Consider the following 18,827-nt stretch of genomic DNA (forward strand, 5'->3'; position numbering starts at 1 on the left):
AGGCCGAGAGCACCCGCCGCACAGCCGTGACCACGACCGTGTACGCGCACCCGACGTACGCAGCCGCGCAGCCCCGGAGGAGACGGGAACATGCACGCCACGCCAGAATCACAGACGCCGCAGTCACAGACGCCGCAGTCACAGACCCCACCGCAGGATCTGTCACCGCCGCCCCGCGCCGCCGAAGGGACCTCCGTCGTCTGGCGGCACGACCTCTCGGCCTCGATCACCGTCTTCCTGATCGCCGTTCCGCTGTCGCTGGGCATCGCCCTGGCCACCGGAGCGCCCCTGCAGTCGGGGCTGGTCGCCGCCGTCGTCGGCGGCATCGTCGTCGGGCTCATGGGCGGTGCGCCGCTGCAGGTAAGCGGCGCCGCCACCAGTTTGGTGGTGGTCACCGCCGAACTCGTCCACCGCTACGGCTGGCGGACCACGTGCGCCATCACCGTGCTGGCCGGACTCGTCCAGATCGCCCTCGGCGCCCTGCGGGTGGCACGGGCGGCGCTCGCCGTCAGCCCGGCGATCGTGCACGGCATGCTGGCGGGCATCGGCGCCGCCATCGCGCTCGCCCAGTTCCATGTCGTCCTCGGCGCACGTCCGGACGGCTCGACGCTCGCCAACCTGCTGGCCCTGCCGCAGGAGCTGGCGTCCCCGCACACCGGCGCACTGTCGATCGCAGCGGTGACGGTGCTCGTGCTGATCTGCTGGCCGCGCCTTCCCGGACGGGCCGGCAAGGCGCTGCGCACCGTCCCGGCGCCCCTCGCCGCCATCGTGACGGCGACCGCCGTCGGCATCCCCGTCGCCGCGCCGAGGGTGGAGCTTCCCGCCTGGCACACGGTGGCGCTGCCCGGGCTGCCGCACGGGCCGGTGCTCGGCATCGCCGCCGCCGTCCTGACCGTCGCCCTGGTCGCGAGCATGGAGTCACTGCTGTCGGCGGTGGCGATCGACAAACTGCGTGCCGGGCGCGGGGCACCCGGGGACGCCGTCCCGGCCCGCCTGAACCGGGAGCTGCTCGGCCAGGGCACGGCGAACGTGGTCTCGGGCCTGCTCGGCGGGCTGCCGGTGGCCGGCGGCGCCATCCGCGGCTCGGCGAACGTGGCCGCGGGCGCGCGCACACGTCGGGCCACCGCACTCCACGGTGTGTGGGTGCTGCTCTGCGCCGGGCTGCTGGCCGGACTGCTGGAGCACATCCCGCTCGCCGCCCTTGCCGCCCTGGTCATGGTGGTCGGCGTGAAGATGGTGAGCTTCGCGCACATCAAGCACGTACAGCGGCACCGGGAGTTCCCCGTCTACGCGGCGACACTCGGAGCGGTGCTGCTGCTCGGCGTGCTGGAGGGGATCCTGACCGGCATCGCGGTGGCCGTCTTCCTGTCGCTGCGCCGGCTCACCCACACCCGGATCACGGTGACGGAGGAGTCCGGCGTCCATCAGGTGCAGGTGAGCGGGCAGTTGACCTTCCTCGCGGTGCCACGGCTGACGCGGGCGCTGGCCGAGGTGCCGGACGGCGCCAGCGCCGTGATCACCCTGGACGGCTCCTTCATGGACCACGCTGCCTACGAATCGCTGCAGCACTGGTGCGACGGGTACCGGGCGCGGGGAGGCTGGGCGACCCTCACAAGCCGGGCGGGCACGCCGATCTCGGTCCCCTCCGGCATGCACGCCTGCCGCCCCTGGACACCGTGGCGCAACCATCACTGCACCAAGCCGGGCACGCGGGCGGGGGCCGCCGGGCAGCTGGTGGGCGGACTCAGCGCCTTCCAGCGCAACACGGCGCCGCTGGTCAGGGACGAGTTGGCACGCCTCGCCCGCGAGGGGCAGCGGCCCACCCAGCTCTTCCTGACCTGCGCCGACTCCCGCCTGGTCACCAGCATGATCACTTCCAGCGGGCCCGGCGACCTGTTCACCGTCCGCAACGTCGGCAACCTCATGCCGCCGCTGGGGGAGGACGCCTCCTGCGACTCGGTGGGCGCCGCCATCGAGTACGCGGTGGAGGTGCTGGAGGTCGGCAGCATCACGGTGTGCGGCCACTCCGGGTGCGGCGCCATGCAGGCGCTGCTCAGCGGGGCGGGCCACGAGCCGGGGGCGCAGACCCCGCTGGCGCGGTGGCTGCGGCACGGGCGTCCGAGCCTCGCCCGCCTGGAGCGGACGGGCCCGATCGGCCGCGGCGAGGTCGCCCTCGCCACCCGCCCGGTGGCCGACGACCTCGAACGGCTCTGCCTCGTCAACGTGGTGCAGCAGCTGGACCATCTGATGGCCCACGCCGGCGTCGCTCGCAGGGTGGCGGAAGGCACGCTGCAGCTGCACGGCATGTACTTCCACGTCGCCGAAGCCCAGACCTATGTCCTGGACGCCGGCAGCGGGATGTTCTCCGCCGTACGCCCCGAGGTGCTCGACGCGGTCTGACGGGCTCCGCAGCGGCAATCGCCCCTCCCGTCCCGGCCCCTCGGCCTGCGCCGACGGGCCGGGACGGGGCGCACGGGCCGACATGCGGGGACGACCGGGACGGGCCGGGACAGGCGAGGACGACCGGGGTTGGGTCTCGCGGGGCGGGTGGGGCGCCTGACCGTGACAGGTCTAAACCAATATTCGCCGTGAACCCTTGTCTTTCCGCCCCTCCGCTGGTGAGCTATGGCGTGGGACACAAGAGGACACCCTGCAAAGGAGCACGGCGTGAGCAACGAGAGCCTGGCCAACCTTTTGAAGGAGGAGCGCCGGTTCGCTCCGCCCGCCGAGCTGGCGGCCGGTGCCAATGTGACCGCGGAGGCCTACCGCCAGGCCGGTGACGACCGACTGGGCTTCTGGGCGGCGCAGGCCCGCCGGCTGACCTGGGCGAAGGAACCGACCGAGACCCTGGACTGGTCCAACCCGCCGTTCGCGAAGTGGTTCGTCGACGGCACCCTCAACGTCGCCTACAACTGCGTCGACCGGCATGTCGAGGCCGGCAACGGCGACCGGGTGGCGATCCACTTCGAGGGCGAGCCCGGTGACGGTCGCGCCATCACCTACGCCGAGCTCAAGGACGAGGTGAGCCGCGCCGCTAACGCCCTGAGCGAACTGGGTGTGACGGCCGGCGACCGGGTCGCGATCTACCTGCCCATGATCCCCGAAGCCGTCGTGGCGATGCTGGCCTGCGCCCGCGTCGGCGCCGCGCACTCGGTGGTCTTCGGCGGCTTCTCGGCCGACGCTCTGGCCGCCCGCATCGCCGACGCCGACGCCAAGGTCGTCATCACCGCCGACGGCGGCTACCGCCGCGGCAAGCCGTCTGCCCTCAAGCCCGCCGTGGACGAGGCGGTGGGACGCTCCGCGGGTGTGGAGAAGGTGCTCGTGGTGCGCCGCACCCGCCAGGAGGTCGCCTGGACCGAGGGCCGGGACGTGTGGTGGCACGAGGTCGTCGAACGGCAGTCCGCCGAGCACACCCCCGAGGCCTTCCCGGCCGAGCACCCGCTCTTCATCCTCTACACCTCCGGCACCACGGGTAAGCCGAAGGGCATCCTGCACACCTCGGGCGGCTACCTGACGCAGACCTCCTACACCCACCACGCCGTCTTCGACCTGAAGCCGGAGTCGGACGTCTACTGGTGCACCGCCGACGTCGGCTGGGTCACCGGCCACTCGTACATCGTCTACGGCCCACTGGCCAACGGCGCCACCCAGGTGCTCTACGAGGGCACCCCGGACACCCCGCACCAGGGCCGCTTCTGGGAGATCGTGCAGAAGTACGGGGTCACCATCCTCTACACCGCCCCCACGGCGATCCGCACCTTCATGAAGTGGGGCGACGACATCCCCGCCAAGTTCGACCTGTCCTCGCTGCGCGTCCTGGGCAGTGTCGGAGAGCCGATCAACCCCGAGGCGTGGATCTGGTACCGCGAGCACATCGGCGGCGGCCGCTGCCCCATCGTGGACACCTGGTGGCAGACCGAGACCGGCGCCATGATGATCTCCCCACTGCCCGGCGTGACGGAGACCAAGCCCGGCTCCGCGCAACGCCCGCTGCCCGGCATCTCCGCGACCGTGGTGGACGACGAGGCCCGCGAGGTGCCCAACGGCTCCGGCGGCTACCTCGTCCTCACCGAGCCGTGGCCGTCGATGCTCCGCACCATCTGGGGCGACGACCAGCGCTACCTGGACACGTACTGGTCCCGCTTCGAGGGCCGCTACTTCGCGGGCGACGGCGCGAAGAAGGACGAGGACGGCGACATCTGGCTGCTGGGCCGGGTGGACGACGTCATGCTCGTCTCGGGCCACAACATCTCCACGACCGAGGTCGAGTCGGCCCTCGTCTCGCACCCGAAGGTCGCCGAGGCCGCCGTGGTGGGCGCCGCGGACGCGACCACCGGCCAGGCCATCGTCGCCTTCGTGATCCTGCGGGGCACCGCGGCCGCCGAGGACGGCGAGGAGCTCATCGCCGCACTGCGCGACCACGTCGCCAAGGCGCTCGGCCCGATCGCCAAGCCGAAGCGGATCCTCACGGTCGCCGAGCTGCCGAAGACCCGTTCCGGCAAGATCATGCGGCGCCTGCTGCGCGATGTCGCCGAGAACCGGGAACTGGGAGACGTCACCACCCTGACGGACTCCACGGTCATGACCCTCATCCAGTCCAAGCTCCCGAGCGCCGCGAGCGAGGACTGACCCGTTCGCGCCACCCGGCCGAGGGGCCCCTCCGGGGCCCCTTCGCGTTTCGCCCTGGGGCTGGTGGCGGGCAAGGCGGTCGGCGTGTCGGCGGTACCTGGTCGGCGGCCCGCTTCACCCGGGCGGAGCTCCAGCCCGGTCCGGCCTGGCTCGACGTCCTGGCCCTCGCCACGCTCACCGGAATCGGCTTCACGGTCTCGCTGCTCATCGGCGAGCCGGCCTTCGAGGGCGACGAAGCGCTGGCAGCGCAGGTCAAGGCGGCCGTCCTGATCGGCTCGTCCGTCTCGGCCGTGCTGGCCGCGGTGCAGCGGAAGCTCCGCAACGACCGGTACCGCCGCATCTGCGAGGAGGAGGAGCGCGACGAGGACCGGGACGGCGTCCCGGACGTCTACGAGTGGGCGGACCCCGAGTTCCACCTGTGCATGGCCGCGATCCATGAGGCGAAGGCCGCCGAGCACCGCAGCTCGCGGAAGTGGCGCGCTCCGTGGGCAGCGGCGAGGATGAGTCGGGCATGATCGGGGGTAACCCGATTGCCCCGGATGACGACTGACGCACCATGACGACGACGGAGGACGCGATGAGCCGAGCGGACGAGCCCCTGGACATGGGGGTGACCGTGAGCCCGAACGGAAGCCGCAGTCTCGGTCAGCTCTTCGCTTCCGCGACGGCGGACCTGTCCGAGCTGGTCCACGAGGAGGTCGCCCTCGCCAAGGCGGAGCTGAGGCAGGACATGAAGCGCGCCGGCACGGGCGGTGGGGCGGTGGGCGCCGCCGGCGTCCTGGCGCTGTTCTCGCTGCCGGTGCTCAGCTTCGCGGCGGCGTACGGCATCCACAACCTGGGGCTGGGCCTGGCGTGGTCGTTCCTGATCGTCGGCGCCGCGTATCTGGTGCTGGCCGGCGTGCTGGGCCTGGTGGCGCGCTCGAAGTTCAAGAAGATCAAGAAGCCGGAGCGCAGCATCAGCTCGGCGAAGCAGACCGCGGCGGTGCTGCAGGGCGTCAAGCCGCACCCCCGTCCCGCCCCCTCCGGCGGGACGGAGGCCACGGTACGGGCCAAGGTGTGACACGCTCAGGGCATGACGGTCGTTGACGGTTCCCCGGCGGTGCGCATCGACGGGCCCTGGATCCACCGGGACGTCGCCGCGAACGGCGCCCGCTTCCACACCGCCGAGCTCGGTGACGGCCCGCTGGTGCTGCTGCTGCACGGCTTCCCGCAGTTCTGGTGGACCTGGCGGCACCAGCTGACCGCGCTGGCCGAAGCGGGTTTCCGGGCCGTCGCGATGGACCTGCGCGGGGTGGGCGGCAGCGACCGCACGCCTCGCGGCTACGACCCCGCCAATCTGGCGCTCGACGTCACCGGCGTGATCCGCTCGCTCGGCGAGCCGGACGCCGCGCTGGTCGGCCACGACCTCGGGGGTTACCTGGCCTGGACGGCGGCGGCGATGCGGCCCAAGCTCGTCCGGCGGCTCGCGGTGTGCTCCATGCCGCACCCTCGGCGCTGGCGCTCCGCCATGCTGACCGACCTGCGGCACAGCGCGGCCGGCGGCTACGTGTGGGGGTTCCAGCGCCCGTTCGTCCCGGAGCGGCAACTCGTCGCGGACGACGCGGCCCTGGTGGGACGGCTGCTGCGGGACTGGTCCGGGCCGCGGCTGCCGGAGGACGACGCGGTGGACGCCTACCGCAGGGCGATGCTCATCCCGTCGACGGCGCACTGTTCGATCGAGCCGTTCCGCTGGATGGTGCGCTCGCTGGCCCGGGTGGACGGCTTCCAGTTCAACCGGCGCATGAAGCGCCCGGTGCGGGTGCCCACGCTGCATCTGCACGGTTCCCTGGACCCGGCGATGCGGGCCCGGCACGCCGCGGGCAGCGGGGAGTACGTCGAGGCGCCGTACCGCTGGCGGCTCTTCGACGGGCTGGGGCACTTCCCCCACGAGGAGGATCCGGCGGCGTTCTCGGCCGAACTGGTCAACTGGCTGAAGGATCCCGAGCCCGACCGCTGATCCGGTATGACGATCGGGCCACATGCCGGGCGCATAGGCCAACTGATGGAGTGCCAGGTGGTTATCGACCTTGCACCCCGGGCAGAGAGCTCGACATGAGCTGGACGCACCACCACCGTGACGTGTCACGCGACCGCCGCGCCGACAGGGCGCGGACCACCACCGGGACGCGGGCCCCGGACCATCGGTCCGGAGGCTCCCGACTCGGCATCCCCCACATCCTCAGGCGCCGCGCCCGCTGGGTGGGCGCCCGGCTGAGGCATACCCGCGGCGACTGACCGCCCGGCCCCTCATCGGGGCCGGCGCCCCGGACGCATCCCAGGGGACATCACAGGGCGCAGCCCTGGGTGCCGACCTGCGAGGTCGCCGTCCGCCCGGCCCGGACGTCCGGCGCGACCTCGTCCGCCGTCAGGGCGTAGCCCGTGTCCGCGTCGTCGCGGGACTTGGCGAACACCACGCCGTACACCTTCCCCTCGGGGGTGAGCAGCGGTCCGCCGGAGTTGCCCTGGCGGACCAGCGTGTACAGCGAGTAGACATCGCGCTCGACGGTGCCCCGGTGGTAGATGTCCGGGCCGGAGGCGGGGATGCGGTCGCGCACCCGGGCGGCACGGACGTCGAAGCCGCCGTTCTCCGGGAAGCCGGCGACGATCGCGTCGTCACGTGACCGGGCGTCACCGCTGCTGAAGGTCAGGGCGGGCGCGTTCAGGGACGGTACGTCGATGACGGCGATGTCGCGCTGCCAGTCGTAGAGCACGACCTTGCCGTCGTGCACCCGGCCTTCGCCGCCGATCTGCACGGTCGGGTTGTCGACGCCGCCGACGACATGGGCGTTGGTCATCACCCGGTGCGGCGCGAACACAAAACCGGTGCCTTCGAGCACCTTTCCGCAACTCGGCGCCGTGCCGACGACCTTGACGATGCTGCGTCGCGCGCGGCCCACGACCGCGCTGTCGGCGAGCGCCGGGTCGGGGGCGGGGACGGCGGTGATGGGCTCGGTACCGAACGGCGAGAAGACCTGGGGCAGTCCGTTCTGCGCCAGCAGCGAGCTGAAGTCCGCGAACCAGTTGTCGGCCGCGCGCGGCACGATCTGCGCCACCCCCAGCAGCACCCGGGACGAGCGGACCTCACGTCCGAGGCTGGGCAGCGTGGTCGTGGTGGCCAGTGCGGAGCCGATGAGCCAGGCGACCAGCAGCATCGCCAGGACGTTGACCAGGGCGCCGCCGACGGCGTCGATCGCCCGCCCCGGTGACCAGCTGATGTGTGTGCGGACCTTGTTGCCGAGATGTGTGGTGAAGGCCTGACCCACTGACGCGCACACGATGATCAGGACCACCGCGGCGACGACCGCCACCGTGCCGGGCTGTGCGTTGCCGGTGACCGCGTTCCAGATCGCGGGCAGCACGTAGACGGCGACCAGACCGCCGCCGAGGAACCCGACCACCGACATCACGCCGACGATGAATCCCTGGCGGTAGCCCACGATCGCGAACCACACAGCGGCCAGCAGCAGCACGATGTCCAGCACATTCACCCGGACACCGTCTCATGGCGGGTCAGCCCAGCGGGACCGTCTTCGCACGATCCCAGGGTCGTTCCCAACCCGCGTGGTGCAGGATCCGGTCGATCAGGCCCGCGGTGAAACCCCACACCAGGGCGCCCCGCACCAGGAAGGCGGGCCCCTTGTGGCCGCTGGGATGGGTCACCATGGCGCGGTTGGCCGGGTCGGTGAGATCCGTCACGGGCACGGTGAACACCCGTGCGGTCTCGGCCGGATCGACCGCTCCGACCGGCGTGGGCGTACGCCACCAGCCGAGGACCGGCGTCACGACGAAGTCGCTCACCGGAATGTACAGCCGCGGGAGCACCCCGAAGAGCTGCACTCCGGACGGGTCGAGGCCGGTCTCCTCCCACGCCTCGCGCAGCGCGGCCCGCAGCGGGCCCTCGCCCTCCGGGTCGCCGTCCCCGGGATCGAGCGCACCGCCCGGGAAGGAGGGCTGGCCCGCGTGCGAGCGCAGTGAGGCCGCCCGTTCCATCAGGAGCAGTTCTGGTCCCTCGGGCCCCGCGCCGAGGAGGATGAGCACGGCGGAGGGCCTGCCGCCGCTCGGTGGCGGAAGGAGGCGGCTGAGCTGTTCGGGCCGTACTCCGTCGACCGCGCGGACCACCGGGCCGAGCCAGGACGGCAGCCCTTCACGGTCGAGCGCGACGTCGTCTATGTCCGGTCGTGCCTGCGTCACTCCACCTCCAGCGGCGGCGCCGCCTTGCCCGGGAACCCCGGCGGCGGCTTGAGCCGCTGCCCCGGTCCACCGGCCAGCTCGTACTTCAGCAGCTTCCTGGCCTTGTCCGGATCCGTCTCCCCCTCGCCGTACGACGGGCACAGCGGCGCGATCGGGCAGACGCCGCACGCGGGGCGGCGTGCGTGGCACATCCGGCGGCCGTGGAAGATCAGACGGTGCGAGAGCATCGTCCACTCGCTCTTCGGGAAGATCGCCATGATGTCCTGCTCGATCTTCTCCGGCTCCGTCGCGCCGGTCCAGCCGAAGCGGCGGACCAGCCGCTGGAAGTGGGTGTCCACGGTGAGGCCGGGGACGCCGAAGGCGTTGCCGAGCACCACGTTGGCCGTCTTGCGGCCCACGCCCGGCAGCGTCACCAGATCCTCCAGCCGGCCGGGCACCTCGCCGCCGAAGCGGTCCCGCAGCGCCGTTGCGAGCCCGATCAGCGCACGCGCCTTGGCGCGGAAGAAGCCGGTGGGGCGGATGATCTGCTCCAGCTCCTCGGGATCGGCGGCGGCCAGGTCCTCCGGCGTCGGGTAGCGGGCGAACAGCGCGGGCGTGGTCTGGTTGACCCTCAGGTCGGTCGTCTGGGCCGACAGGACCGTGGCGACCAGCAGCTGGAACGGGTTCTCGAAGTCGAGCTCGGGGTGCGCGTAGGGGTAGAGCTCGGCGAGCTCGCGGTTGATCCGGCGCGCCCTGCGCACCATCGCGAGCCGCGACTCGGGGGTGCGGGACGCCCGGGCGCGGGCGGTGGAGCCCGCCCCGGCGGGCTGTTCACTCACAGCGGAATCCGCGGCGACACTCACCCTCCTGGCCCCGCCACTTCGCGTTTTCTTCTGCCCACTTGGCGTATCCGACACCCGGCCAGCCTAAGCCTCGCCACCGACAATCGCCCCGGAGAGCCTCGATCCGGCCCCCGAACGGACCCCCGGAACACAATCACACGAGCACATAAGACAGACTTGTGATTGATCGCACTGTTTTGCTGTCGGGCAGGATGGGGACCGACCCAGCGATGTCGACAAGGAGAGAGCTCGTGGACGACGTTCTGCGGCGCGCACCGCTTTTCGCGGCGCTCGACGATGAGCAGGCCGCTGAACTGCGCGCCTCCATGACGGAGGTCACGCTCGCGCGTGGCGACTCGCTGTTCCACGAGGGCGAACCCGGGGACCGGCTGTACGTCGTCACCGAGGGCAAGGTGAAGCTGCACCGCACCTCCCCCGACGGCCGCGAGAACATGCTCGCCGTCGTCGGCCCCGGCGAGCTGATCGGTGAGCTGTCGCTCTTCGACCCGGGACCGCGTACGGCCACCGCCACCGCGCTGACCGAGGTGAAGCTGCTCGGTCTCGGCCACGGCGACCTCCAGCCGTGGCTCAACGCCCGCCCCGAGGTCTCCACGGCCCTGCTGCGCGCCGTCGCCCGGCGCCTGCGCCGCACCAACGACGTCATGTCCGACCTGGTCTTCTCCGATGTCCCGGGCCGCGTCGCCAAGGCGCTGCTGGACCTGTCGCGCCGGTTCGGCGTGCAGTCGGAGGAGGGCATCCACGTCGTGCACGACCTGACGCAGGAGGAGCTGGCCCAGCTGGTGGGCGCCTCCCGCGAGACGGTCAACAAGGCCCTCGCCGACTTCGCGGGCCGAGGCTGGCTGCGCCTGGAGGCCCGGGCGGTCATCCTGCTGGACGTCGAGCGGCTGGCCAAGCGCTCGCGCTGACGGGCCAGGAGCCGACGCCCGTACCTGTACGAGGGGGGCGCCCACCCCGGGGTGGGCGCCCCCCTCGCGCGTCCGGGTGCGCGGGCGGTCAGATCAGCCCGTGCTCCAGCAAGTAGTCCAGCTGGGCCCGCACCGACAGCTCGGCGGCCGGCCACAGGGCGCGGTCGACGTCCGCGTAGACGTGCGCGACGACCTCGGAAGGCGTCGTCAGACCCTGTTCCACGGCCGTCTCCACCTGGGCGAGGCGGTGGGCGCGGTGGGCGAGGTAGAACTCGACCGCGCCCCGGGCGTCGGCCAGAACCGGGCCGTGGCCCGGCAGGACGGTGGCGACGTCGTCGTGCATCGCCAGGGCCTGCAGCCGGCGCAGCGAGTCCAGGTAGTCGCCCAGCCGTCCGTCGGGGTGGGCGACGACGGTGGTGCCGCGGCCGAGGACGGTGTCGCCGGTGAGCACGGAACGGTCGGCGGGCAGGTGGAAGGAGAGCGAGTCCGACGTGTGCCCCGGGGTGGGCACGACGCGCAGCTCCAGGCCGCCTGTGGTGATGACGTCGCCCGCGACGAGCCCCTCCCCGCCCAGCCGCAGCGCCGGGTCCAGGGCGCGCACCGGCGTGCCGGTCAGCTCGGCGAAGCGGCCGGCGCCCTCGGCGTGGTCGGGATGGCCGTGGGTGAGCAGGGTGAGGGCGATCCGTTTGCCGAGGGAGTGGGCGGTGGAGACCACGGTGTTCAGATGGCCCTCGTCGAGCGGTCCGGGGTCGATGACGACGGCGAGCTCGGAGTCCGGCTCGGCGACGATCCAGGTGTTCGTGCCGTCCAGCGTCATCGGCGAAGGGTTCGGCGCGAGCACGCAGAAGGCACGGGCGGTCGCCCGCCCGCCGACCTGCTCGCGGGGGTCGCCTGGCTGCGGTGCCGGGGTGGTCATTCGGCGGCTCCCATGCGCCGGGTGAACTCCTCGTGGCCGGGCCAGCTCAGCACGATCTCGTCGCCCACGAGGGTGGCCCTCGCCAGCACGGGCGTGAGGTCGCGGCCCTGAGCGGCGCCGCGCAGGGCCGCTTCCGCGCAGTCGTACGGGAGCAGCTCGCGCAGGGTGGCGATGGTCGGCGGCAGCATCGTCATCTCGCCGCGGTCGTAGCCGGCCACCGCCTCGGCGGGGCGCAGCCACACCGTACGGTCCGCCTCGCCCGAGACGTCGCGGGTGCGCTGCCCGGGCGGGAGCGCGGTCACGAAGAACCATGTGTCGTACCGGCGCTCCTCGAACTCCGGGGTGATCCAGCGGGCCCACGGGCCGAGCAGGTCGGAGCGCAGCACCAGGGAGCGGCGTGCGAGGAAGTCGGCGAAGGACAGCTCCCGCGAGACCAGGGCGCGCCGGTCCGCCTCCCACCGCTCACCGGTGGTGTCCGCGACGACGGACGCCTCATCGGGCCCGGCCAGCAGCACGCCGGACTCCTCGAAGGTCTCGCGTACGGCCGCGCACACGATCGCCTGCGCGGAGGCGGGGTCCAGGCCCTCGCCCAGCCGGGCCGCCCAGGCGGCCGGCGAGGGGCCCGCCCAGGCCACCGGCCGCTCGTCGCGCGGGTCCACCCCGCCACCCGGATAGGCGTACGCACCCGCGGCGAAGGCCATCGAGGCCCGGCGCCGCAGCAGGTGCACCGCGGGACCGCCGTCGGTGTCCCGCAGCAGCAGGACGGTCGCCGCACGGCGTGGCACGACGGGCCGCAGGGTGCCCGCGGTGAGGGACCGGATACGGTCGGGCCAGGTCGGCGGGAACCACTGGCCGTTCGTGGTGGTCATGGGGCGGATGCTATGCGCTGGCGCGGGGATGTTCGATAGGGCCGGTCCGGGCGGCGGGACCGGGGCCGCTCCGCCGGCCGGGTCCTGTCCGGCGGCCCACACCCCTCCGGCGGCCGGGGCGCGGCCGGACCGGAGGGGTGTGGGAGGGGTGCTGAAGGACGTCAGTCCTCGATCTCGACCTGGATCTCGATCTCGACCGGCGCGTCGAGCGGCAGCACCGCCACGCCGACGGCGCTGCGGGCGTGCACGCCCTTGTCCCCGAGCACCTCGCCGAGCAGCTCGCTCGCGCCGTTGACGACGGCCGGCTGCCCGGTGAAGTCGGGAGCGGAGGCGACGAAGCCGACGACCTTGACGACGCGCTTGACGCGGTCGAGGTCACCCACGACGGAGTGAACCGCGGCCAGGGCGTTGAGCGCGCACGTACGGGCGAGCTGCTGTGCCTCGTCCGCGGTGACCTCGGCGCCGACCTTGCCGGTGCAGGTCAGCTTGCCTTCGAGGAGCGGCAGCTGACCCGCGGTGAAGACATACGATCCGGACCGGACGGCCGGGACGTACGCGGCGAGCGGCGCGGCCACCGCGGGGAGCGTCAGCCCCAGTTCCGCGAGCCGCTGCTCGACGGCGCTCACGCGCTCTTCTCCCGCTTGAGGTAGGCCACCAGCTGCTCGGGGTTGTTCGGGCCCGGGACGACCTGGACCAGCTCCCAGCCGTCCTCGCCCCACGTGTCCAGGATCTGCTTCGTCGCGTGCACCAGCAGCGGCACGGTCGCGTATTCCCACTTCGTCATGAGGGGACTGTAATGCCTGGCACAGCCCCGCCCCCGAGTAGCCCCGCCCTCGACTGGTTAGGCTCGCAGGTGTGAGGCTCCACATCGTGACGGGCAAGGGCGGCACGGGAAAGACGACCGTCGCCGCGGCGCTGGCACTCGCCCTCGCCGCCGAGGGGCGGCGGACGCTGCTGACGGAGGTGGAGGGGCGCCAGGGCATCGCACAGGTCTTCGAGACCGAGGCCCTCCCCTACGAGGAGCGCAAGATCGCGGTGGCGCCGGGCGGAGGCGAGGTCCACGCCCTGGCCATCGACGCGGAACAGGCGCTGCTGGACTACCTCGACATGTTCTACAAGCTGGGCCGGGCGGGCCGGGCCCTGAAGAAGCTGGGCGCGATCGACTTCGCCACCACGGTCGCCCCCGGTCTGCGCGACGTCCTGCTGACCGGTAAGGTCTGCGAAGCCGTGCGCCGCAAGGACCGGGCCGGCTGGCGCTCGTACGACGCCGTGGTGCTGGACGCGCCGCCGACCGGGCGGATCACCCGCTTCCTCAACGTCAACGACGAGGTCGCCGGGCTCGCCCGCTTCGGACCCATACACAACCAGGCGCAGGCCGTGATGCGGGTGATGAAGTCCCCGGAGACGGCGGTGCACCTGGTCACCCTCCTGGAGCAGATGCCCGTCCAGGAAACCGTGGACGGCGTGGCCGAGCTGCGCGCCGCGGGGCTGCCGACCGGCGCCGTGGTCATCAACATGGTGCGACCGGTGGTGATGGACGGCGCGGCCGTCACCGCGGCCCGCGAGGGGCAGCGCACGGCGATCGCCAAGGCGCTCTCCCAGGCGGGGCTGGGCGGCGCGCGACGCGGCGGCCTCGCGGAGCGGCTCGTCGACCCCCTGCTGGCCCAGGCGCACGAGCACGCGGAGCGGGTGGCTCTGGAGCGCGCCCAGCGCGAGGAGCTGAGCTCGCTCGGGCTGCCGGCGTGCGAGCTGGAGCTGATGGGAGACGGAGTCGATCTGGGCGGGCTGTACAGATTGGCTGAAAATCTGCGGAAGCAGGGGCTGGGGGTCGCATGAGCCTGGAGAGTCCGGTATTGGACATCGACCCGTTGATCGACGATCCGGAGACCCGGATCGTCGTCTGCTGCGGCTCGGGAGGCGTCGGCAAGACCACCACGGCCGCGGCGCTGGGCGTGCGCGCCGCCGAGCGCGGCCGCAAGGCCGTCGTGCTGACCATCGACCCGGCGCGCCGGCTGGCGCAGTCCATGGGGCTCACGGAACTCGACAACACCCCGCGCAAGGTGGCCGGGATCGACGAGTCCGCGGGCGGTGAACTGCACGCGATGATGCTGGACATGAAGCGCACCTTCGACGAGGTCGTGCTGCAGCACACGGACGAGGAGCGGGCCCGGGCGATCCTCGACAACCCCTTCTACCAGTCGCTCTCGGCGGGCTTCGCCGGCACGCAGGAGTACATGGCCATGGAGAAGCTGGGCCAGCTGCGGGCGCTCGACGAGTGGGACCTGATCATCGTCGACACCCCGCCGAGCCGGTCGGCGCTGGACTTCCTCGACGCCCCGAAGCGGCTGGGGTCCTTCCTCGACGGCCGCTTCATCCGGCTGCTGATGGCCCCGGCGAAGGTCGGCGGACGGGCCGGCGTGAAGTTCCTCAACGTCGGGATGTCGATGATGACCGGCACGCTCAGCAAGGTCATGGGCGCGCACCTGCTGCGCGACGTGCAGACCTTCGTGGCGGCCATGGACTCGATGTTCGGCGGCTTCCGCTCCCGGGCGGACGCCACCTACAAGCTGCTCCAGGCGAACGGGACGGCGTTCCTGGTGGTGGCCGCGCCGGAACGGGACGCGCTGCGGGAGGCCTCGTACTTCGTGGAACGGCTCGCCGCGGAGGACATGCCGCTCGCCGGGCTGGTGCTCAACCGCGTGCACAGCAGCGGTGCCTCCCAGCTCACGGCGGAACGGGCCCTGGCGGCGGCGGAGGCACTGGACGATCTGAACGGCCATACCACCGCTGACGCCCTCGGCAACGGCGCCGACGACGACCCCGCCGACGTCGGCCTCGGAGCCGAAGATCCGCGAACTCCCCAGCTGACCGGGGAGTTTGACGTATCCGCAGAAAATCTTCAAAGCGTCGGCATTGTGGATCAGCCCGGCGGGAAAGCTGGATTCCGTACGGCCGACGGCGGCGAAGGGACCACCAGTACGGACAGTGCGGACACAAGTTTTCCCCCATCGCCCACCGGCTCCCAGGCCCCCGCGCCCGCCGAGGACCCCGCACGAGACCGCGCCCCGGAGCGACACACGGACACCGACCCGGCCCCCGACGGGGGCCCGCTGGACGCCGACCGCATCGCCGCCGGCCTGCTGCGCCTGCACGCGGAGCGGATGCAACTGGTCGCGCGCGAACGGCGCACCCTCGACCGCTTCGTGTCCGTGCACCCGGACGTGCCCCTGGTGGACGTCGCGGCCCTGCCCGGCGACGTGCACGACCTCGAGGGCCTGCGCGCGATCGGCGAACGCCTCGCGCAGGGTCAGCCGACGGCCGCGTAGTCGTCGTAGCCCTCGTCGTCGAGCGGAAGCACACCCGTGCTGCGCTCGTACTCCGTGCGCGCCGTCTCCAGGAGCCTGCGCCACGAGGTGACCGTGGGACGCCGGCGCAGCAGCGCCCTGCGCTCCCGCTCGGTCATCCCGCCCCAGACGCCGAACTCGACGCGGTTGTCCAGGGCGTCGGCCAGGCACTCGGTGCGCACCGGGCAGCCGGTGCACACCGCCTTGGCCCTGTTCTGGGCCGCTCCCTGGACGAAAAGTTCATCCGGATCCGTCGTGCGGCACGCGGCCTGCGTACTCCAGTCCGTAACCCAGCTGCTCATGCTGGCGCCGTCCTCTCCCGAATCGAGGCTCCCCCACGGCGGCAAGCGGCATATTCACCGTTGCCAGTTGAGGACGTTACGGAAGGTAGGCACGGCGCAACAGCCCTTTCAGGCCCAATCTTGGATGGCCCAAACGGACTATGCGTACGCGGCAGATCACCCGACGGAGTGAGCCGACGACAAAATGGACGAACAACCACAAAAGAGTCAGATCGCCACATCGAGACCCGAGATCTGTGTCACATCACTGGCATATGACAAAAATTCGGGCAGCTCTCATCACCCACAAGAGTGAGGGGAGAAGGCAGGCGTGTGCGCTGGGACCGCGCCTGTCTGTTACAGACTAGGCGAACAAGCGAGCCCTCGTCTTGAGAATGGCAACGTAAGCTGCACTCCATGGGTCACAAGCGATCGCGCCCCCCCAGCAGCGGCGGCACCAGCTCCGCCCAGCAGGCCGCCAAGTTCCTCGGCGTAAGCGTCCTGGCCGGCGTCGTCCTGGCCGGCATCGCCCTGCCCGCGGCAGGGGCGCTCGGACTGAGCGCCAAGGGCACCGCGGCCGGATTCGACTCGCTACCGGGGGAATTGAAGCGTCCGCCGCTCTCCCAGAGCACCCGCATCCTGGACGCCAAGGGCGATCTGATCGCGAACGTCTACTCGCGCGACCGCACGGTCGTGGGGCTCGACAAGATCAGCAAGCCGATGCAGCAGGCCATCGTCGCCATCGAGGACGCCCGCTTCTACGAGCACGGAGCGATCGACGTCAAGGGCATCCTGCGCGCGCTCAACAAGAACGCCCAGGAGGGCGGGGTCTCCGAAGGCGCCTCCACGCTGACGCAGCAGTACGTCAAGAACGTCTTCGTCGAGGAGGCCGGGAACGACGCGACCAAGGTCGCCCAGGCCACCCAGCAGACCCTCGGGCGCAAGATCAAGGAGATGAAGTACGCCATCCAGCTCGAGCAGGAGCTGGGGAAGCAGAAGATCCTCGAGAACTACCTCAACATCACCTTCTTCGGCGAGCAGGCGTACGGCGTCGAGTCCGCCGCCAAGCGCTACTTCAGCAAGTCCGCCAAGGACCTCTCGCTCACCGAGTCCGCCCTGCTGGCCGGCCTCGTCCAGTCGCCGAGCCGCTACGACCCCGTCAACGACCCCGAAGAGGCCAAGAAGCGCCGCGACGTGGTGCTGCAGCGCATGGCCGACCTGAAGGACATCACCCAGGCCGAGGCGGACGCGGCGAAGAAGAAGCCGCTCGGCCTCAAGATCAGCCAGCCCAAGAACGGCTGCATCACCGCCGTGAACGGCGCCGGCTTCTTCTGCGACTACGTGCGCCAGGTCTTCCTCACCGACAAGGCCTTCGGCAAGACCAAGGCCGAGCGCTCCAAGCGCTGGGACCAGGGCGGCCTCACCATCCGCACCACCCTCGACCCGAAGGCTCAGCGGGCCGTCCAGGACTCGATCAGCAGCCACGTGTACAAGAGCGACGACGTCGCCACCGCGGTGACGCTGGTCCAGCCCGGCACGGGCAAGATCGTCGGGATGGGGCAGTCGCGTCCCTACGGCTTCGCGAAGAACCAGACGCAGATCAATCTCTCGGTCAACCAGTCCATGGGTGGCGGCATCGGCTACCAGCCCGGTTCGACCTTCAAGCCGATCACCGCGGCCGCGGCCATCGAGCAGGGCACCGACCCGGCGACCGTCTACCCCTCGCCGTACAAGATGGCCTACCCGAGCCCCGTCTCCACCTGCGGCGGCAACTGGGTCAACACCGAGGGCAGCACGGTCGAGAACGAGAACGAGTCCGAGAAGGGCCCGTACTCCATGAAGGAGGCGACCGCGAAGTCGGTCAACACCTACTACGTGCAGCTGATCAGCGACATCGGTGTGTGCCCGGTGGTCAACATGGCGAAGTCCATGGGGATAAAGCGGGCCAACGGCAAGGCCCTCACGCAGGTGCCCTCGCTGACCCTGGGCAGCCAGGAGGTCTCTCCGCTGACGATGGCGAACGCGTACGCGACCTTCGCCAACAAGGGCGTCTACTGCAGCCCGATCGCCATCGAGTCGATCACCGACGCCACCGGCAAGAAGCTCAAGGTGCCGCAGGCCGAGTGCAAGCGGGCGATGTCCGAGCAGACGGCTTCCACGCTGAACACGCTGCTCAAGGGCGTCGTCGAGGACGGCACCGGCCATGAGGCAGGTCTGTCCGACCGCGACAGCGCCGGCAAGACCGGTACGACCGACGAGCGCTACGCCGCCTGGTTCGTCGGCTACACCTCCGACATGGCCGGCGCCGTCTGGGTCGGCGACCCGACCCACAAGCGCCGCATGACCAACATCACCATCGGCGGCGTGTACCACGCCATGGTCTTCGGCGCCGACACGCCGGGCCCGATCTGGAAGGACGCGATGTCCGGGGCCCTGTCGGGGACGACGTCGGCGGACCTGCCCACGGTGGCCATCCGCGAGCCCGAGAAGCCGCGCAACGACGACCACCAGGACCCCGGCGACGAGGGCCGCCCGCGCGACGGCCGTCACGGCGGCAACGGCAACGGCGGCGGCGGAGGCGGCGACGAGAACCTCTTCGGCGGCATCTTCGGCGGCGACACCCTCGGCGGCAACGGGGCCAACGGTTTGGCCAACGGTGGCAACACCGGTGCCGGGAACGACGGCGGGCCCGGGACGGGCAACACCGTCCCTGAGACGGGCGGTCCCGGCCAACGCTGAGTCCGTGGCACTGGACAAAGCCGGAGGGGGGGGGGGGGGGGGGGGGGGGGGGGGGGGGGGGGGGGGGGGGGG

The 18,827-nt window shown here is 71.7% G+C and carries 17 protein-coding genes and 1 pseudogene; 10 read left to right on the forward strand and 8 right to left on the reverse strand.

Annotated elements, in window-relative coordinates; genetic code table 11:
• Positions 1-90 precede the first annotated feature (90 nt).
• The 6 genes and pseudogenes from ACRWND_RS17095 to ACRWND_RS17120 all read left to right on the forward strand — a co-directional run bounded on the left by ACRWND_RS17095 (position 91) and on the right by ACRWND_RS17120 (position 6,625).
• Entirely contained in the window at positions 91-2,400 is a 2,310-nt protein-coding gene (locus ACRWND_RS17095; protein ID WP_431950162.1) for a SulP family inorganic anion transporter, read from the forward strand.
• A gap of 267 nt (positions 2,401-2,667) precedes the next feature.
• Positions 2,668-4,629, forward strand: a complete 1,962-nt coding sequence (acs, locus tag ACRWND_RS17100; protein ID WP_431950164.1) for an acetate--CoA ligase — start codon at positions 2,668-2,670, stop codon at positions 4,627-4,629.
• A pseudogene (locus ACRWND_RS17105) lies at positions 4,626-4,874 on the forward strand (Na+/H+ antiporter NhaA); the annotation flags it as partial. The gene acs and the pseudogene ACRWND_RS17105, both read left to right, overlap by 4 nt.
• Before the next feature lie 57 nt (positions 4,875-4,931).
• Complete coding sequence (locus ACRWND_RS17110; RefSeq protein WP_431950191.1) at positions 4,932-5,144, forward strand: hypothetical protein; 213 nt, start codon at positions 4,932-4,934, stop codon at positions 5,142-5,144.
• A 62-nt stretch (positions 5,145-5,206) separates the two neighbouring features.
• On the forward strand, positions 5,207-5,689 hold the full coding sequence (locus ACRWND_RS17115; protein WP_431950189.1) for a phage holin family protein: 483 nt from the start codon (positions 5,207-5,209) through the stop codon (positions 5,687-5,689).
• Between the two features lie 12 nt (positions 5,690-5,701).
• Positions 5,702-6,625 carry an alpha/beta fold hydrolase gene (locus ACRWND_RS17120; protein ID WP_431950166.1) on the forward strand — a complete coding sequence of 308 codons (924 nt, stop codon included), beginning with the start codon at positions 5,702-5,704 and terminating at the stop codon, positions 6,623-6,625.
• A gap of 328 nt (positions 6,626-6,953) precedes the next feature.
• Here ACRWND_RS17120 and ACRWND_RS17125 read toward each other — a convergent pair whose 3' ends face one another.
• From ACRWND_RS17125 to nth, 3 genes are read right to left on the reverse strand one after another with little or no spacing between them, the layout of a single operon-like run.
• Entirely contained in the window at positions 6,954-8,156 is a 1,203-nt protein-coding gene (locus ACRWND_RS17125; RefSeq protein ID WP_431950168.1) for a MarP family serine protease, read from the reverse strand.
• 22 nt (positions 8,157-8,178) lie between these two features.
• Complete coding sequence (locus ACRWND_RS17130; protein ID WP_431950170.1) at positions 8,179-8,859, reverse strand: NUDIX hydrolase; 681 nt, start codon at positions 8,857-8,859, stop codon at positions 8,179-8,181.
• Positions 8,856-9,677: an endonuclease III gene (gene nth, locus ACRWND_RS17135; protein WP_431950172.1), complete on the reverse strand. Its 822-nt coding sequence runs from the start codon at positions 9,675-9,677 to the stop codon at positions 8,856-8,858. The genes ACRWND_RS17130 and nth overlap by 4 nt, the downstream gene beginning before the upstream one ends.
• A gap of 254 nt (positions 9,678-9,931) precedes the next feature.
• On the opposite strand from nth, the gene ACRWND_RS17140 reads away from it, so the two are divergent.
• Complete coding sequence (locus ACRWND_RS17140; RefSeq protein WP_431950174.1) at positions 9,932-10,606, forward strand: Crp/Fnr family transcriptional regulator; 675 nt, start codon at positions 9,932-9,934, stop codon at positions 10,604-10,606.
• 88 nt (positions 10,607-10,694) lie between these two features.
• On the opposite strand, the gene ACRWND_RS17145 is transcribed toward ACRWND_RS17140, so the two are convergent.
• The 4 genes from ACRWND_RS17145 to ACRWND_RS17160 form a co-directional block, all read right to left on the reverse strand.
• Positions 10,695-11,522, reverse strand: a complete 828-nt coding sequence (locus tag ACRWND_RS17145) for an MBL fold metallo-hydrolase (RefSeq protein ID WP_431950176.1) — start codon at positions 11,520-11,522, stop codon at positions 10,695-10,697.
• Positions 11,519-12,391 carry an NUDIX hydrolase gene (locus ACRWND_RS17150; protein WP_431950178.1) on the reverse strand — a complete coding sequence of 291 codons (873 nt, stop codon included), beginning with the start codon at positions 12,389-12,391 and terminating at the stop codon, positions 11,519-11,521. The genes ACRWND_RS17145 and ACRWND_RS17150 overlap by 4 nt, the downstream gene beginning before the upstream one ends.
• A gap of 161 nt (positions 12,392-12,552) precedes the next feature.
• Positions 12,553-13,017: a RidA family protein gene (locus tag ACRWND_RS17155; RefSeq protein ID WP_431950180.1), complete on the reverse strand. Its 465-nt coding sequence runs from the start codon at positions 13,015-13,017 to the stop codon at positions 12,553-12,555.
• Positions 13,014-13,175, reverse strand: coding sequence for a DUF4177 domain-containing protein (locus ACRWND_RS17160; protein ID WP_075033571.1), 162 nt, complete (start codon positions 13,173-13,175; stop codon positions 13,014-13,016). Before ACRWND_RS17160 ends, ACRWND_RS17155 begins: the two co-directional genes overlap by 4 nt.
• Positions 13,176-13,246: 71 nt before the next feature.
• Between ACRWND_RS17160 and ACRWND_RS17165 the strand changes: the two genes are divergently transcribed.
• Positions 13,247-14,227, forward strand: a complete 981-nt coding sequence (locus ACRWND_RS17165) for an ArsA-related P-loop ATPase (protein ID WP_431950183.1) — start codon at positions 13,247-13,249, stop codon at positions 14,225-14,227.
• Positions 14,224-15,717 carry an ArsA family ATPase gene (locus ACRWND_RS17170; RefSeq protein WP_431950185.1) on the forward strand — a complete coding sequence of 498 codons (1,494 nt, stop codon included), beginning with the start codon at positions 14,224-14,226 and terminating at the stop codon, positions 15,715-15,717. Before ACRWND_RS17165 ends, ACRWND_RS17170 begins: the two co-directional genes overlap by 4 nt.
• Here ACRWND_RS17170 and ACRWND_RS17175 read toward each other — a convergent pair.
• The gene (locus ACRWND_RS17175) at positions 15,699-16,037 is read right to left on the reverse strand and encodes a WhiB family transcriptional regulator (RefSeq protein ID WP_361007162.1); all 339 of its coding nucleotides are present in this window, start codon (positions 16,035-16,037) and stop codon (positions 15,699-15,701) included. The genes ACRWND_RS17170 and ACRWND_RS17175 overlap by 19 nt on opposite strands.
• Before the next feature lie 396 nt (positions 16,038-16,433).
• Between ACRWND_RS17175 and ACRWND_RS17180 the strand changes: the two genes are divergently transcribed.
• Positions 16,434-18,755, forward strand: coding sequence for a transglycosylase domain-containing protein (locus ACRWND_RS17180; RefSeq protein WP_431950187.1), 2,322 nt, complete (start codon positions 16,434-16,436; stop codon positions 18,753-18,755).
• The last annotated feature ends 72 nt before the right edge of the window (positions 18,756-18,827 follow it).

Origin of the sequence: Actinacidiphila sp. bgisy167, from assembly GCF_965342175.1 — a bacterium.
GTDB lineage: Bacteria > Actinomycetota > Actinomycetes > Streptomycetales > Streptomycetaceae > Actinacidiphila.

Coding starts and splice junctions, on each gene's coding strand:
- ACRWND_RS17170 (WP_431950185.1), top strand. CDS start 14,224: ATGAGCCTGGAGAGTCCGGTATTGGACATCGACCCGTTGATCGACGAT.
- ACRWND_RS17175 (WP_361007162.1), bottom strand. CDS start 16,037: ATGAGCAGCTGGGTTACGGACTGGAGTACGCAGGCCGCGTGCCGCACG.
- ACRWND_RS17120 (WP_431950166.1), top strand. CDS start 5,702: ATGACGGTCGTTGACGGTTCCCCGGCGGTGCGCATCGACGGGCCCTGG.
- ACRWND_RS17145 (WP_431950176.1), bottom strand. CDS start 11,522: ATGACCACCCCGGCACCGCAGCCAGGCGACCCCCGCGAGCAGGTCGGC.
- ACRWND_RS17180 (WP_431950187.1), top strand. CDS start 16,434: ATGGGTCACAAGCGATCGCGCCCCCCCAGCAGCGGCGGCACCAGCTCC.
- ACRWND_RS17160 (WP_075033571.1), bottom strand. CDS start 13,175: ATGACGAAGTGGGAATACGCGACCGTGCCGCTGCTGGTGCACGCGACG.
- ACRWND_RS17150 (WP_431950178.1), bottom strand. CDS start 12,391: ATGACCACCACGAACGGCCAGTGGTTCCCGCCGACCTGGCCCGACCGT.
- ACRWND_RS17115 (WP_431950189.1), top strand. CDS start 5,207: ATGAGCCGAGCGGACGAGCCCCTGGACATGGGGGTGACCGTGAGCCCG.
- ACRWND_RS17095 (WP_431950162.1), top strand. CDS start 91: ATGCACGCCACGCCAGAATCACAGACGCCGCAGTCACAGACGCCGCAG.